This is a genomic window from Paenibacillus sp. FSL H3-0469 (assembly GCF_038051945.1).
Classification (GTDB): Bacteria; Bacillota; Bacilli; order Paenibacillales; family Paenibacillaceae; genus Paenibacillus_AQ.
The window spans coordinates 2,364,272-2,380,700 of the sequence record NZ_CP150302.1 but is presented as its reverse complement, the minus strand read 5'-3'; the positions used below and the strand labels follow the sequence as shown (position 1 = coordinate 2,380,700).

The 16,429-nt window shown below is 50.8% G+C and carries 12 protein-coding genes; all 12 read left to right on the top strand.

Annotated features, from left to right (window positions below; all coding sequences use genetic code 11):
* The first annotated feature begins 46 nt into the window (after positions 1-46).
* The 12 genes from NSS83_RS10290 (at position 47) to NSS83_RS10235 (ending at position 16,416) form a co-directional block, all read left to right on the top strand.
* The gene (locus NSS83_RS10290; protein WP_341348190.1) at positions 47-1,633 is read left to right on the top strand and encodes a DUF3502 domain-containing protein; all 1,587 of its coding nucleotides are present in this window, start codon (positions 47-49) and stop codon (positions 1,631-1,633) included.
* Between the two features lie 70 nt (positions 1,634-1,703).
* The gene (locus tag NSS83_RS10285) at positions 1,704-4,088 is read left to right on the top strand and encodes a glycoside hydrolase family 2 TIM barrel-domain containing protein (RefSeq protein ID WP_341348189.1); all 2,385 of its coding nucleotides are present in this window, start codon (positions 1,704-1,706) and stop codon (positions 4,086-4,088) included.
* 172 nt (positions 4,089-4,260) lie between these two features.
* Positions 4,261-6,072, top strand: a complete 1,812-nt coding sequence (locus tag NSS83_RS10280; protein WP_341348188.1) for an ABC transporter ATP-binding protein — start codon at positions 4,261-4,263, stop codon at positions 6,070-6,072.
* Between the two features lie 70 nt (positions 6,073-6,142).
* Positions 6,143-7,834, top strand: coding sequence for an ABC transporter ATP-binding protein (locus NSS83_RS10275; RefSeq protein ID WP_341348187.1), 1,692 nt, complete (start codon positions 6,143-6,145; stop codon positions 7,832-7,834).
* A 48-nt stretch (positions 7,835-7,882) separates the two neighbouring features.
* On the top strand, positions 7,883-8,530 hold the full coding sequence (locus tag NSS83_RS10270) for a hypothetical protein (RefSeq protein ID WP_341348186.1): 648 nt from the start codon (positions 7,883-7,885) through the stop codon (positions 8,528-8,530).
* A 42-nt stretch (positions 8,531-8,572) separates the two neighbouring features.
* Positions 8,573-9,022: a macro domain-containing protein gene (locus NSS83_RS10265; RefSeq protein ID WP_341184541.1), complete on the top strand. Its 450-nt coding sequence runs from the start codon at positions 8,573-8,575 to the stop codon at positions 9,020-9,022.
* A gap of 90 nt (positions 9,023-9,112) precedes the next feature.
* Positions 9,113-9,535, top strand: a complete 423-nt coding sequence (locus NSS83_RS10260; RefSeq protein WP_341348185.1) for a hypothetical protein — start codon at positions 9,113-9,115, stop codon at positions 9,533-9,535.
* Between the two features lie 110 nt (positions 9,536-9,645).
* Positions 9,646-10,020: a glyoxalase gene (locus tag NSS83_RS10255; protein WP_341348184.1), complete on the top strand. Its 375-nt coding sequence runs from the start codon at positions 9,646-9,648 to the stop codon at positions 10,018-10,020.
* Positions 10,021-10,195: 175 nt separating this feature from the next.
* The gene (locus NSS83_RS10250) at positions 10,196-12,448 is read left to right on the top strand and encodes a helix-turn-helix domain-containing protein (protein WP_341184544.1); all 2,253 of its coding nucleotides are present in this window, start codon (positions 10,196-10,198) and stop codon (positions 12,446-12,448) included.
* 281 nt (positions 12,449-12,729) lie between these two features.
* Positions 12,730-14,367, top strand: coding sequence for a hypothetical protein (locus tag NSS83_RS10245; RefSeq protein ID WP_341348183.1), 1,638 nt, complete (start codon positions 12,730-12,732; stop codon positions 14,365-14,367).
* 195 nt (positions 14,368-14,562) lie between these two features.
* The gene (locus NSS83_RS10240) at positions 14,563-15,513 is read left to right on the top strand and encodes an ABC transporter permease subunit (RefSeq protein ID WP_341348182.1); all 951 of its coding nucleotides are present in this window, start codon (positions 14,563-14,565) and stop codon (positions 15,511-15,513) included.
* 24 nt (positions 15,514-15,537) lie between these two features.
* Positions 15,538-16,416, top strand: a complete 879-nt coding sequence (locus NSS83_RS10235) for a carbohydrate ABC transporter permease (RefSeq protein WP_341184547.1) — start codon at positions 15,538-15,540, stop codon at positions 16,414-16,416.
* Positions 16,417-16,429 lie beyond the last annotated feature (13 nt).

The window sequence follows — 16,429 nt, the reverse complement described above, 5'->3', positions numbered from 1 at the left end:
TGCCTTCTCACATAGAGTACATTAAATACAGGGAGGTTGTACAAGAATGGGGATCAAAAAAGCATCATGCATGTTGTTGACGTTCCTCTTACTGTTTACACTGGCCGCCTGCGGCGGCGGGAATAATGCGGCTAACAATGGGGCTAAGACGACGAATGACAATGGAAAGCAAGACAGCTCGGCGCCGGACACCTCCAAGTTCGTAAAGGTCAGTTATGTGGTCCTGGGCGATAAGCCGAAGAATGGGCAATTCGAAAAGGTGCTGGCCAAGGTCAATGAAATTATGAAGGAAAAAATCAATGCCGAGCTGGAATGGAAATGGGTCGAATGGGCCGATTGGCAGACCAAATATAACCTGCTGCTGGCCTCCGGGGAGGCGGTTGATTTGATCACCATCGGCACGGATTGGCTGGATACCTGGGCCAATGCGCAGCGGGGTGCCTTCATGAATCTGGATGAGCTGCTGCCGAGGTATGCACCGGAAACCTGGAAATCCGTACCGGAGGAGGATTGGAACGAGAGCCGCTACAACGGCAAAATTGTGCTGATTCCTGAGAACGATTACACGCAATGGGTCAATCATGGATTCTTCTACCGCGGCGACTGGGCGAAGGAGGCTGGGCTGGGCGAACCGATCAAGAATTGGGAAGAAATCGGCCAGTATCTGCAATATATCAAAGACAACAAGCCGGATGTTATTCCATGGGATATGGCTTCCGGTGCGGTGACATGGGGCGGCTATATTCAGTCCTATACGGATAACCTGGACCTCCCGATCTCTACAGGCTACATGCCAGTATTTACAGCGCAATCGAACGATGAGAAATATACTGTAGCTGAGCCCATCTTCAGCGATCTCTTCCTGAATTATGCCAAGCTGATGAAAGAATGGGCCGATAAAGGATTCTGGCGCGAGGATGCGCTCAATAACAAAAATGACAACCGTATAGCTCTCAAAGCCGGGTTATCCGGTCTGGACCAGCATCACACCCAAACCTTCTCCACGCTGCGTGTAGAGATGGACAAAGCAGAACCAGGCTCCGAGCTGCAGATGTTCCCGTTCAACCGGACCGGCGGTAAGAATCTCATGGAGCTGTCAATTACACACGGAGGTACCTCCTTGGGCGCGCATAGCAAAAATCCGGAGCGGGCGCTGATGGCGTATGATTTGATCCGCAACAACGAGGAAATCTATCACCTGATCAACTATGGTATCGAAGGCGTGCAATACGAGATTAAGGATGGAAAAAGAACACTGCCGGCCAACTACAACGAAGCTTCTGACAGCTTTTATGCAGATTTCTGGGGCGGACGAGTGGATAAATTCGAAATCCCGAGCGAAACGGTGTGGAGTGAAATCGGCACACTCTATGATGAATACGACAAAATCAAAATTCCGTATCCTTACGGCCAGTTTGTCTTTGACAAAACGCCTGTAGAGAGTGAATTGACTGCGATCTCGCAGGTGGCCGGGGAGCTTGGACCGGCTATCAACTTCGGGAAGGTAAGTGATCCTGCCAAAGCAGTGGAGGAGTTCAGAGCCAAAATCAAGACTGCCGGATACGATAAAGTCAAGGCTGAATTGCAGAAGCAGCTGGATGCGTTCAAGCAAAAAATGGAAGCTGCGAAATAAACGGCGATATAGATTGAACTAAAAAATTCAAACTAAAGGAAAATCTTAGGCCCGAATAAAGGAGAAGTGCATGAACGAGTCCAGAAGCAAGATATGGCTTAATGCCGAGTGGTGTTTCAATTGCGGGGATGTACCCGAAGCATGGTACAAGGGATATGACGACAAAGATTGGCGTGGAGTCACACTTCCGCATGACTGGGCCATCGAGGCTGATTTTTCCAGGGATTATTCCAGCGGCAGCGGATATCTGCCCGGCGGAACCGGCTGGTACCGCAAGCATATTGTGTTGCCGGACCGGCTGGAGGGGAAACGTGCGTACCTTACCTTTGAGGGCGTCTACAACCATTCACAGGTCTGGGTAAACAGCTATTATTTAGGCAAACGTCCTTATGGTTATAGCACGTTCACTTATGAAATCACGGATCTGCTGGCGTATGGCGGAGCCGGGAATACCATTGCGGTAAAGGTGAACCATGCGGAGACAGCAGACTCCCGCTGGTACACCGGTTCAGGGATCTACCGTGATGTCTATCTGACCTTTACGGATGACATTCATGTTGCGCAGTACGGTGTTTTTGCCTCGACAGCTGACATTGGCCGGGAATGGGCGGAGCTGCAGGTAGAGACCCAGATGTTGAACGAAACAGGAGAACCGGCTGAGATTGGTGTACGTCATACTCTTTTGGATGAGGAGGGCATGGATTCAGGAACCTCATTTGAGCTGCTGCCGGCGGCGGGCGCTGCGGAATGCAGTCAACAGGTCATTCAAGTGAAGGAACCGAAGCTCTGGTCGCCGGAAGCCCCCCACATGTACACACTTCTTACAGAAATTATCTGGAAAGGTGCAACGGTGGATGAGGTCCGCACTCCCGTCGGCCTCCGGAGTATTCATTTCGATCCGGCAGAAGGGTTCAAGCTGAATGGAGAGGCTCTTAAGATCAAGGGAGTCTGTGTGCATCATGACGCCGGTTGCCTCGGCGCTGCCGTTCCTGGCGATGTCTGGGGCAGGCGGCTGCGCTACCTTAAGGAAATGGGCTGCAATGCCATCCGCATGAGCCATAATCCGCCTGCTCCAATTCTCCTGGATTTGTGCGATCAAATGGGATTTATGGTGATGGACGAAGCTTTTGATGAATGGGAGGGTGTCAAGAACAAGTGGTCTACCGGACATAATGTATATCCTCCCAAGCACTTCGGCTATTATGAGGATTTCCCGGACTGGGGCATTGCGGATATTCAGGAGATGGTGCTGCGCGACCGAAATCATCCTTCTATTATTCTATGGAGTATTGGCAATGAGGTAGACTATCCTAATGATCCTTACTGCCATCCCTCCTTCCAGACGATGACGGGCAACAATGATGCCAACAAGCCTGCTGCAGAACGTGTATATGATCCGAATAAGCCGAATGCTGAGCGTCTTGCTGTCATAGCAAGTAAACTGGTGGAGGCTGTGAAGGCATGTGACAAGACACGGCCAGTAACGGCGGCACTCGCTTATCCGGAACTAGCGAATCTGATCGGTTATTCCGATACGCTCGATGTGGTCGGCTATAATTACAGGGAATCTTTATATGAAAAGGATCGGAGCTCTTATCCAAATCGTGTGCTCTACGGCAGCGAGAATTCTCCGGGACTGCAGGAGTGGCTGGCGGTCCGCGATCATCCCGATATCTGCGCACAGTTTATATGGACTGGAATCGACTATCTGGGAGAAGCGCATGGCTGGCCGATCCGGGCCGCGCAGGCAGGGTTCATGGATCTTGCCGGTTTCCCGAAACCAAGCTATTACTATCGCCAGAGCCTGTGGAGTGATATGCCGATGGCTTATCTCGCGGTCCGCAGGGCAGGTGAACCAGGAATGTCTGACACCGGTGGCCGGTCAGGCGGCGGGCCAAGCTGGAACTGGGAGCCGGGCGAGCGGTTGATCGTTGACGGGTATACCAATCTGGCGGCTGCGGAACTGTACCTTAATGGCAAGCTGCTGGGGGGAGGACGTCCGGATGAGAGCGGGGAGCTGCTGCTGAGTTGGGAGGTGAACTTTGAACCGGGAACGCTGCTCTTAACCGGGACAGACGAACAGGGCCGAACGGTCAAGCGGGAGCTGCACACGGCGGCGGCGCCGGAGCAGCTAAGGCTGACAGCCGATACCCTGCAGTTGCGGGCCAACCTGCGGGATATCGTCCATGTGGAGCTCGAAATCATGGATTCGGCGGGCATTGGGGTCTATGGCGCGGAGGTTCCTGTCACGGTGACCGTAGAGGGAGCAGGTAAATTGCTGGGACTAGAGAATGGAAATGTGCAGGATCTGGAGTCTTACCGTTCCCATACCCGAAGTACCCATCACGGCAAGCTGCTGGCCTATATCCGGGCCGGAGCCGTCTCCGGAACGATTAAGGTCACTGCGGTCACTCCAGGACTATCGCCGGCAGAGCTTGAAATAAGTTGTTTATGAGTTTGTACCGTATAAGACTAACAACACTACTATATAAAATGACTGCTGCCCATTCCGGCACAGTCATTTTTATTTTCACCCAACCCCTATAATCTGACAGGTTATTCCTCCCGGGTGGAAATGATACTATGAATTGAGGTGTGCTTATAATTCAAGCTAACAAGGAGATTACATGCTTACTTCAAGAAAATATACAGTATTCGATCTGATCAGGATTCCGCTTCGGGTGATTCCGGTGCAGACGATGGCGGCGATGGGGTATATGCTGGTGGATGCTCTGATGCCTGCTTATCAGACGCTGGTGATGGCTTATTTCATTAATACGGCGACCCATATTGTGAATGGCCGGGCGGAGTATTCGTTAATCTATAGGCCGCTAGCGCTGATTATGGTTTATGTGATCGTCACTCATCTGCTTCCCAGCCTGATGCAGCTCATAGAGCTGACGGGGCGCAACCGGCTGAATGTGCGGCTGAAGCGGGAGATGGTGCTCAAGCGGTCGCGGCTTGCGTATCAGCATATTGAGAATAAAGAGACTGCGGAGTTAATCCATAGGGTGTGCGGAGATCCGGTGGGTCATTTCATGGGCGGGTTCAACAATCTGATGAGCGGATTGAATCTGCTGATTGGGACCGCTTCGCTGCTGGTGATTGTGATGTCATCCACGTTCATTACGGGAATTGTGATTGTGCTGGTTGCGGTGCCTTTGTTCTACATCGCCATGAAGACGGGCAAGGCGAATTATGTGCTGGGGATGGAAGCGGAGCGGATACGGAGGAGGAGCGCAGATCTGGCCCATATCCTGACCAGCCGGGAGAATGCGGAGGAACGCACGTTGTTCGGATATAGTCCGGCGCTCCGGGAGCGGTACGGTAAGCTGTATGATCAGACGTACGCGGTGGAGAAGAAGATACAGATCCGAAGCTTCTTTTATCTGAAAAGCGGCTCGATCATCGCCCTGCTGATCGGCATCCTCATAGTGGCCTTGCTGCTGCCTGCGTTGCACTTGGGCGAGCTAACGATAGGACTCTACATTTCGCTGGTGGCCGCGATCTTCAGTCTCGTGCAGAGGATGTCCTGGCAGTTAGCCGAGACGATGCAGGAGCATGCGCGGATGAAGGCGTATCTGAAGGACTTCTCTGCTTTTGCCGGACTCAGTGAGAAGAAGGATGCTGCTGCTCTGCCTGTGGAGTTGGGCGGCTTCGTCTTTGATTCGCTGGAATTCAGGCAGGTGAGCTTCCGCTACCCGGATACGGAGAGATACATATTGAATCAATGCTCGTTCACCATGGTTAGCGGGAAGAGCTATGCTATTGTCGGAGAGAACGGGGCCGGTAAGTCCACCCTGATCAAACTGCTCACCGGGCTGTACGATAACTATGAGGGCGAAATCTTCATTAATAATAGGAACCTGCGGGAGTACAGCTACCCGGAGCTGAAAAGCATCATCGCAGTGGTCTTCCAGAATTACGCCAGGTACGCGCTGACGATCCGGGAGAATGTCCGGCTGGGGAATATCCTGAAGCTGGATGAAGAGCGAATCCGTCAGAGCTTAAGCAAGATGAATCTGGACGGGATGGTCCGGGGTCTGGAAGCGGGTCTCGATACATATGCCGGCAAAATCCAAGAGAACAGCCAGGACCTCTCCGGCGGGCAGTGGCAAAGGCTGGCGATAGCCAGACTGTTGTACTCTGACTCTGCCATCCATATTATGGACGAGCCTACGGCTGCCCTGGACCCCATCGAAGAGAGTAGGCTATATGAGATGTTTAGCAGCATCCGCGCAGACCGGTTCACTATCTTCATCACCCACAGGCTGGGCGCTGCGAGAATCTCGGATGAGATCCTGGTGGTGCGTAGCGGGCGGATTGCAGAGCAGGGCTCCCATGAGCAATTGCTGGCAATCCCGGACGGGATTTACGGTAGGATGTTCGCCAGCCAAAAGTCGTGGTATGAAGCAGAGAGTATGGTGCAGCATGGGTAGACTACAGGGGAAGGGATTCCTGAGGAACGGGACCAAATGCCTGCGGCTTTTATTCCAGGTGAATCCCGGGATGTCTTACACGTACATCGGCATTGCCTTGCTCCAGGCGGTCTCCTGGGTGCTGCAGGTGTTATTTATGCAGAGATTTCTGGATGCGGCTGCTGCCTATGCTACAGACCGAATAGACTTCAAGGCGATTCTCCTTTCCTTGTGCATCCTGGCGCTTATGTATCTGTTCTATCATGTCATGGACGGACTCGGGAACTGTTATGAGGAGATTTACGGGCTAAGCGTGGGCAAGCACCTGAACCTGATGATTTTTAAGAGAGTAGATTCGTTACAGGTCTCTGAATTCGAGGACACGAAGCGGCTGGATTATATCGATAAGGCTGTGAACGGGAGCGGCAAGCTGATCTGGATCGGGACGACCTTACTGGACATTCTGTTCTACTATACGACTTATTTCGTGTTCATCGGGTGGTATCTGTTCACGCTCAAGCCGGTGCTTGCGCTAAGTATTGTCGCCGTATTCGTCCCGGTTATGCTATCCCAAGGGGTGATGATGTCAGCATTCAAGAATCTGGAAGCGGCATCTGCCCCGATCCGGCGGGAAGCTGAGTATTATGAGCGGTGCTTGACGGACAAGGCGTATCTCTCAGAGACCCGGTTGCTGGGGGCTACTGCATTTTTCGATAATCTGTATACCTCTGCCCTGCAAGGGTTGAACGCTATCGTACTTCGGACGCAGCTCCGCAAACACCTCGTTCAGCTCATACTGAATGTAGTGACGGTGATTGGGTACGGCCTGATCGTGTATATGCTGTTTGTGGCTGTGATGAGGCAGGAGATATCGATTGGAGCTTTTGCGGCGGTGCTGGCTTCGATTGGCAGTCTATACCGGTTCATGAACAAGCTGATTACCGAGAGAATCGCCTGGGCTACAGAGAATATCGGGTCTACTGAGAATTTCCTGGATTTCATCGATGAACCTGTTCAGAGGACCCACAACCTGCCAAGACCTGCAGACAGTGATATTGAGCTAAAAGCTGTCCGGTTCCGCTATCCGCTGGCGATCCGAAATGCGGTGGAGGAGATTAACCTGACCATTCCGGACAAGCAGACGCTGGCGATTGTAGGCGAGAATGGAAGCGGGAAGACCACGCTGTGCCGTATCATTATGGGATTATACCCGCCCACGGAAGGGGAAGTGTGGTACGGGAACGTGGAGGCTTCGCAGACTGGCTATGAGCGAACGTCGGCTGTTTTTCAACATTATCGCAAGTATAATGAGACCATCCGGGAGAATGTGCGGATCAGCCAATATTCCAAACCAGCAGAGGATGCCGCAGTAGTATCGGTGTGTGTGGAGGCCGGGGTGCTTGTATCTGGTGAGGTGTATAAGGACGGGCTGGATACGATGCTGGGGCGTGAGTTCGGCGGCACGGATCTATCCGGCGGTCAGTGGCAGCGTGTAGCGATTGCGCGCGGATTGTTCCGCGACAGTGATTATATGATCTTGGATGAGCCTACGGCGGCCATCGATCCCTTGGAGGAGACCCGTCTGTACAACGACTTCGCCGCCCTGTGCCGGGATAAAACCGCAATCCTTGTCTCGCATAGACTAGGCTCTGTGAAGCTCGCGGATCGAATTATCGTGATGAAGGATGGAAGGATCGTGCAGGATGGCACGCATGAGGAGCTCATGAGCACGGCGGGCGAGTATCGGACGATGTATGAGGCGCAGCGGAAGTGGTATGTGTAGGTGAAATGTGTATTATAAGAGTATAGTTAGTCTCAGGAGGAATGCTATATGGCTACATGGGTTACTCATTTTAGAATAGCTGAAGCATTGATGAAGGCGGGGGTTCCGGTATCCAAGGTAGACTTTTTGGTAGGGAATATTGGCCCTGACTGCGGGATCGTTGATGGTGAGGGGAGTCTTGGTCCATTTCAACGTATACCTAAGAGTGTTACCCACTTTAAGGATGGACAGGGGATTCAGCCAGAGCTGTTCCGGGAGCAGTATGCATTGAAGGATGTTCAGCCTACTTCTAATGCAGGTTCCTATTATTGGGGGTATTACTGTCATCTTATAACGGATGTCGAATGGATTAAGTTAACCAAGAGCAAGCAGGAGGAGCCAGTACATCAAGCGGTAAAAGGTACTCCCGAGTACAATCAGCTGGTGAAGCGGGACTGGTACTGGCTGGACTTCAAATATTTGAAGCTGCATGGCGATCATGTGTTTTGGAGCGATGTGCAACATATTCAGCAATATCCCGAATACTTACCGTTCTTTCCTAAAGGCCAGACCTTTAAACAAATACAGAATATCATTCACTTTTATTGCAACACAGAAGTGTCTATAGAATATGAACCTGTTTATATGAAGGAAGCGGAAGTAGATAACTTTGTGCTGGAGACAGCGGACAAGCTCCGAGACATTATGGGATTTTAAAAGGTAACCAAACACCCAAGTCGTAACAACAAGGAGAGAATTATGAGCATCCGGTTAGTGAATGGAGATATGATGGAAGCCAGTGAAGATATACTGGGACATCAGGTGAATTGTCAGGGAGTGATGGGGTCGGGGATTGCGAAGATCCTGCGGGATCGTTATCCGAACTTATATCCTGAGTATAAAAAATACTGTGACCAGCACACGCCTGACGGGCTGCTTGGGCACTGCCAGCTGGTGCAGACGGGTGAGAAGTACACGGCGAATCTGTTCGGCCAGCTTAACTATGGAAGGAGCAAAACCCGGTATACGGATTATGCTGCGCTGGAGCGAGCATTAACCACACTGAAGACTGAAGCACAGGCCAAGGGTCTGTCTGTGGCGCTCCCGTATAACATTGGCTGCGGACTGGCGAACGGGGAGTGGAGTGTAGTGGAGGAGATGATCGGGAAGGTTTTTGCAGACTATGAGGTTACGTTGTATAAGATTTAAATTAAAGCTATTATAAGAGTTTAGAGCAGTCCGCTTTTGGCGGGCTGTTTTTTATGGATAAGGAATGACTTCGCTGATTTCATCGAACACATGGACAGCAAGAGGTCTTTTGGGCCGGATAAGGTCGAAAAACCGACTACATTCGGTACGGCAGAGGTGCTTGGGCCGGATAAGGTCGAAAAACCGACTACATTCGGTGCGGCAGAGGCGCATGGGCCGGATAAGGTCGAAAAACCGACTACATTTGGCACGACAGAGGCGTATTGGCCGGATAAGGTCGAAAAACCGACTACATTCGGTGCGGCAGAGGCGCGTGGGCGGGATAAGGTCGAAAAACCGACTACATTCGGTGCGGCAGAGGCGCGTGGGTGGGATAAGGTCGAAAAACCGACTACATTCGGTGAGGCAGAGGTGCGTGGGCGGGATAAGGTCGAAAAACCGACTACAACGGCAATGCCGCAGGCATTTTGTTCCACCAATATATATGTTTTGGGGTCCCCGCAAAGTACCTGAGTCATCACTTTGAGGGGTTATGTTATGGATTTATATTGTGAATTACTATAATATATAATTATATTATGAAATCAAGTTTCATCAGATGAAACTATCAAGGGGGAAGATGGATGACTTACAATTATTATGGTCTGGATCATGTACAACTGGCAGCCCCTGAGGGTTGTGAAGCTGAGGCCCGGAGATTCTTCAATGGGTTGTTAGGCTGGGCGGAGATCCCCAAACCCGAGCTGCTGCAAAAGCGGGGCGGGGTATGGTTCCAATGCGGGAAGCATCAGGTACATATCGGGGTGCAGCGGGATTTTGTTCCCGCTACCAAAGCGCATCCGGCATTTCATGTGCAGCCCTTGAATGAGTTGCGTGAGCATCTGTTGCAGCATCATATTCAAGTTACGGATGATGAAGCAAGGGCGGATGAAGGCGTTAGGCGTTTCTATATCAACGAACCATTTGGGAATCGTCTTGAATTTCTGGAATGGCTTTGATTCGCCATTTATCTGCTCTAATGATTATCGACAGGAACTGTGATTACGTCTAACCTAATAACTATCTATACCCGGGCTGTGGAACGGTCTGTGCCTGAATGCTATTCCCGGTTTTTATGAATGCGCTTTAATAATGGGGATGACCAATAATCCATGAGGCGAGTGAGGGCTTGTCATGCGACATTCGAAATACTTACGTAAATTGCTGCTGTTCAGCATGGTGCTTGTTACTCTACCGGTGATTTTTCTGGGAATGTTATCGTACGGGAAAGCTAGGGCGATTATTCAGGATAAGGTCATCCAAGGGAATATTCAGGTTATGGCTCAAACCGAGCTCAAGGTGGAACAGTTACTGCAAATCATTAATAGCTCTATGATCCAGTTCATTAGCAGCACCAATCTCACGCAAGCCTTGCGTACAGAGCTCGTCCCGATGGATTATCCGCTTATTAATGATATGGCACAAGGCTTGCGGAGGCTTCAATCTTACGAGATGGGGATCCGGGATGTCCGGCTAACCAGCCTCCGGGGGAACTGGATACTGGATAACAGCGGCTATACTGGAGCACCAACAGCGGCTGAGCTGAGTATGCCCAACCAAATGGCGCAGCTGCCGGGATCTGCCTTCTGGATTACGGATGAATCGGGCGATAATGTAAGGATTGTCAAGAAGCTGCCGCTTAATATAGAAGAAAATCCTGATGGCCTGCTGGAAGCGATTATACCGGCCTCCACCTTACAGAAGCTGCTTCCAGGCAGCGGAAATGGCTATACCTTTATTATCGATGCGGCACTGCGTCCCCTTACGGATGTGTCAGGGATTCCTTTTCCGGAACAAACGATCCGGGAGCTGACGCAGCGGGCTGGCCTTTCGGATTTGAGGGAGGGCTATGTGGAACTGGACAATGCTTCGACCGGAGCAGTGGGGATGACCTACAGGAAGTCTACATTCAACGATTGGACCTATATCTCGCTCTTCTCCATAGAGCAGATTACGGCAGAGTCGCGGGCCATCGGCTGGTATACGCTAACGATTGGCACGGTCATGCTTGTCCTGTTATTTGCATTGTCATTTATGGGCTCCCGCCGGATATATTCACCGATCCGCAGTATATTTGAGGCGGCCATTGAAGGGGATAATCTTAAGCCCGTAACGCAGAGGGATGAGCTTAAGCTGATCGGGGAACGGATCCAGTCGCTTAAGTCGTCACAGCTACAGCTTTTGGATAAGATGCAAGGCCAGCAGAAGCAGCTCAAAGAGCTGTTTGTCCGCAAGCTTATCCTTGGCGAATTGGGAAACCGGGTGATAGAGGAGCAAGTGAAGCATTACTACAGCACGCAGGATTTGGGTCCGTATGGTGTGATAACCGTACAAATTGACACCTTTAATGAAACCAGATTTCAGGATAAGGACCGGGATCTGCTCATGTTCGCCGTATCCAATATTGCAGCCGAGATTATCCCTTCATCGATAAGACTTGAGCCTGTAGTGCACCAAGGCAAGCAGATTACGCTCGTGGGCACACAGCATGAGGACACGGATGCCGCCAAGCATGAGATGTACATATGGGCGGAGGCGATTCAATCTACGGTAAAAGAAATCCTGGGGCTGCAAGTAAGCCTCGGAATCAGCCGCCTCCATTCGAAATTAACAAGAGCGGCTCAAGCGTATAATGAAAGCCTTGAAGCCTTGAAATATAGAATCCGGTTTGGAGAGGAATCCATTCTTCATGTTGAGGATGTGTTGCCGGACAGCCGGGCGCATATTATCTATCCGGAATGGCTTGAGAAGCAGTTAATTGAAGCGCTGCTATTCCCTGATCTGAACAAAGCCGGGCAACTGCTGCATGAATTCCTGACCACCATGCTCCGGCAAAATATCCTTCACCGCGAATATCAGATGATGTTATTCCGTCTGCTGGCTAACCTCGTAAGGGAGGTTCAGAATACGGGGGAAGCCTTCCCTGTACCTACAGATAATGAGCAAGAGCTGTTTGAACAGCTCTTCCGGATGAAGACGCTGCAGGAGACTGAGGATTGGTTCATGAAGTGTGTGATGGAGCCCATGGTGCTCGTGCTGGGGAAGAAATGGGAGGCCCGCAACCAGAATATTTCTGGTCAGATGAAAGATATTATTCATAATGAATTTATGACCGAATTGACTCTGGAGGTCTGCGCGGCCCGGCTTAACTACCACCCGAACTATCTGAAGACCGTATTCCGTAAAGAGACGGGTGCAAACTTTAGTGAGTATTTATCCCTTTACCGGTTGAACCAGTCGAAGTGCTGGCTGCTGGAGACCGAGATGAAGATTGCTGAGATTGCAGCCAAAATTGGCTATCAGAATGCACAGAACTATATCCGGTATTTCCGTAAGATGGAGAATATGACGCCGGGAGAATACCGGAAAAAATATCGTTCAACTTGAGCCGTTCCGTACATGGACAACAAGTGCCGTTCCGTTCATTATTCATCTGCCATAAAGATTATAACCTGCTCTTCGTTACAGCTCCTGCCCGGGAGATTGTATACGGTTAGCAGGTTTTGTTTTTATATTAAGGACAAGAACACGAAGGCAGGTGAGTTACAGATATGAACTACAGAGAAGAGTCTTCATACAGAAAACTGCTGGACATTAATGAACGGTATACGCAGACAAGTATGGGTGCACAAGTAGAAGATCCACTCAGCAAATACATAGGAGGCATAATGGATTCCAATACGGGAATCCCAAGGCCGAATCACGGCGGAAGTGCTGCTGTAATGGCGACCTGGGCAGCCTCTTATGTGAACCCGGATTCCCGGTTCTGCGGAAGTGCCGGGCTGTTGCAGCGAATGGAATGCCTCGCCCGCTTCATTGTCCGCGCCCAGCATGAAGATGGAACGATTACACTGGGCTCGACGAATTATCATTCCCCGCCGGACACCGGCTTCGTAGTCGTTGGACTAGCACAGATTTGCCGGCTGCTGGAGCGCGGGTCACACCCGGAGACTAAGACAGTGCGGTTACTGCTTGAGCAATTTCTGGAGCGGGCAGTCCCTGCGATGCTGACTGGCGGCGGCCATACGCCGAATCACCGCTGGGTGCTTGCCGCCGCATTAGGGCTGCTCTATGAACGGTCTGGTGATCCGCGGCTTGCAGATCGTGCCGATTGCTGGCTGGCAGAAGGGATAGACATGACCGCTGACGGGGAATGGACGGAACGGAGTAACGGTATTTATAATGCGGTGAGTAATATCATGCTGTATCATGCAGCAGCCACACTGCATCGTCCGCTGCTCCTCGATCCTGTCCGCCGTAATTTGCGGATGATGACTCTGCTGATCCATCCTAACGGAGATATAGTGACTGAATATTCAGGACGTCAAGACTTTGGGGTGAAGAATGATCTGTCCGCTTATTATGCCATTTCCCGGCTTACGGCGTGGGAGGACAATGACGGTACATTTGCCGCACTGGCAGACGCGGCTGCGGAGGCGGCACAGGAACCGGGCAGCGTGAATAATCACGGGCTTATGACCTGTCTGCTCTATCCGCAGATCGGGCTAAAGGGTATCCTCCGTAAGGAGCTTCCGGTACACTACGAAGCGATTATCAATGAAGCACATCCTGCAGACGAGGATTTGCAGCGCATGCGGAATCAAGGCGGGCCGGCAACCCTTTTACATAGCTCTGCCCATACTGCCTTTGGTTCTCCCATAGTCCGGTACAGGGACGGGCTGACTAGCGTAACCGTGATGACCCGCAATTCCTCTTTCTTTGCCTTGAGACACGGAGATGCACATGTACTGGGGACCAAGCTGACAACGGCTTTTTTGCCGGGGATTGTCCAGTTCGAACAATTGGAGCAGCAGCAGGGTTATACACTTAGCAGCACTATGGAGAAAGGTTATAACGGTCCCATACCCACAGAATATCTTCCTGCCCATACCGGGAAACAGGGAGCATACAGTCCCTGGTATCTGCTGCCGCATGAACGGCGGCCCATGACCCATCTGCAGACGCACCGGCTTATATCAGAGGTGAAGCGCAGCGGAAAGGTGTGGTCCATCCGTATTCGTTCGGATCAGGCAGAGGATTTGTTCACCCAATTGACCTTTGTACTGGACAGCAGGGGTGTATTGACGGGAGAAGGTCTGCAGCCCGGGGCAGCGCCAGGCCATTATTTCCTGACCCAAGGTTCAGCCATTTATCAGGCAGGAGACTTCGCCATAAGGATCGGAGCAGGGGCGCAGGAACATCTGGTAGGTGTCATCCGTAATGACCGGTTGCCGGAGAATTGCCTGTCGCTGTCGCTGAACTGGCTGACACCATTCGATCATACGGTTGAACTGGAGCTGTTATGAGGTGGTGCCCGTAGGCCTGTGCGGCTGAATGCAGCAGGTGTCATCAGGTAGCGAAGAAGCCCGTTAAGCTTCCCTAATGATTATTATCTATGTTATCTGCTCTTGGGATTGTAGACGGCTATCCCCTGAGCGAATAAGGTTAAGCTATCACTTGGAAGCCTCCCACAATGAATGCAAGAAGGAAGGGATATACACATGCAAGCTGTTTCCTTAAACAATCAGCCGCTGAGATCCACGAAACGGCTGAGAATGGTACGTCGTCTTAAAAAGCATTATTGGTTCTATCTCATGATGCTGCCGGGATTGTTATTCTTTATCGTATACAAATATATGCCAATGTGGGGAATATTGATTTCTTTTCAGGATTATCAGCCGTTCCTCGGAATGCTGGGGAGTAAATGGGTTGGAGTCAAGCATTATGCGACGTTTTTCCAGGATGAGACCTTCTGGATGCTATTCCGCAATACTTTTATACTGGCAACTTATAATATTGTGTTTTTCTTCCCGCTTCCGATCATTATCTCACTTATGCTTAATGAGGTACGGAAGGAATCGTACAAGCGTATTGTGCAGACGCTAATCTATATTCCCCACTTTGTATCATGGGTAGTGGTGGCTGGAATCAGCTTCCTGTTCTTATCCTCTCAGGGGGGCATCTTCAACTCTTTGCTGGAGAGTGCCGGGCGGGAGCCGGTTAACTTCCTGCTGAGCAAAGAATGGTTCCGCACGGTCATTACATCACAGGTCATGTGGAAGGAAACAGGCTGGGGGACGATTATTTTTTTGGCAGCGCTTGCAGGGGTGGACCCGGGTTTATATGAAGCGGCCAAAATCGATGGAGCCAGCCGTTGGCGTCAAATGTGGCATATTACTCTGCCGGCTATCCGCAGCACCATTATTATTCTACTGATCCTCCGTCTGGGGCATTTCATGGATACAGGGTTTGAACAAATCTTCCTGATGGTCAATGCCATGAACCGCGAGGTGGGTGAAGTGTTCGATACCTATGTGTACAGTATGGGGATCTCGCAAGGTAAATTAAGCTACAGCACTGCTGTAGGGGTATTCAAGTCCACAGTGGGACTGGTGCTTGTCGTAGGCTCCAACTGGCTGTCCAAAAAATTCGGGGAAGATGGAATCTATTAAGCCATCCATAAGGAGGAGATCATCATGAAGGAACAATCCCTGACGGGCAGATTAGTGGATGGTATCAATTATACATTGCTATTGATCGTTGCCCTCGTATGCGTGCTGCCCTTCATTTATATTCTGGTAGCATCGTTTACCGCACCGGAAGAGTTGATTAAAGGAGGATTTGTTCTATTTCCGACCAAGTTCTCGCTTGAAGGCTACCGGTATATTCTGTCCACGGACATTATCCTCTCCAGTCTGGGCGTATCCGTATTTATAACCGTAGCAGGGACATTATGTAATCTGTTCTTTACGGCGCTGCTGGCATACCCGCTGGCCCAGAAGGATGTAGCTGGAACCAAGCTTGTAATGCGTCTGGTAGTATTCTCCATGCTGTTCAGCGGAGGAATGATTCCTACCTATATGATGGTGCGCTGGACGGGGCTCCTGGATAGTACCGCTTCACTTATTATCCCTGGACTCATCAGTGCCTTTAATCTGATCATTATGCGCAACTTTTTCCAGCAGCTCCCGGAAGGCCTTGAGGAGGCTGCACGTATTGACGGCGCAAGCGACCCTGGCATTCTGTTCCGTATTGTGCTGCCGCTGTCCGCACCTGTTCTGGCCTCACTTACCTTGTTCTATGCAGTGGGACACTGGAACTCTTACTTTAATGCGGTGCTTTATATAAACGATAATGCCTTATGGCCCATTCAAGTGTGGCTGCGTCAAATCGTAATATTATCACAAGGAGGGATAGGGGACTCCACTCAGTTTGGAAGCGATTATGTTGCACCTCCTGCCGAGACGATCAAGATGGCCGTAATTGTCTTATCCACACTGCCGATTTTGCTGGTATATCCGTTCTTGCAGAAGCATTTTGCTAAAGGGGCACTGCTGGGTTCTGTAAAAGGATAATAGACTTGACTAA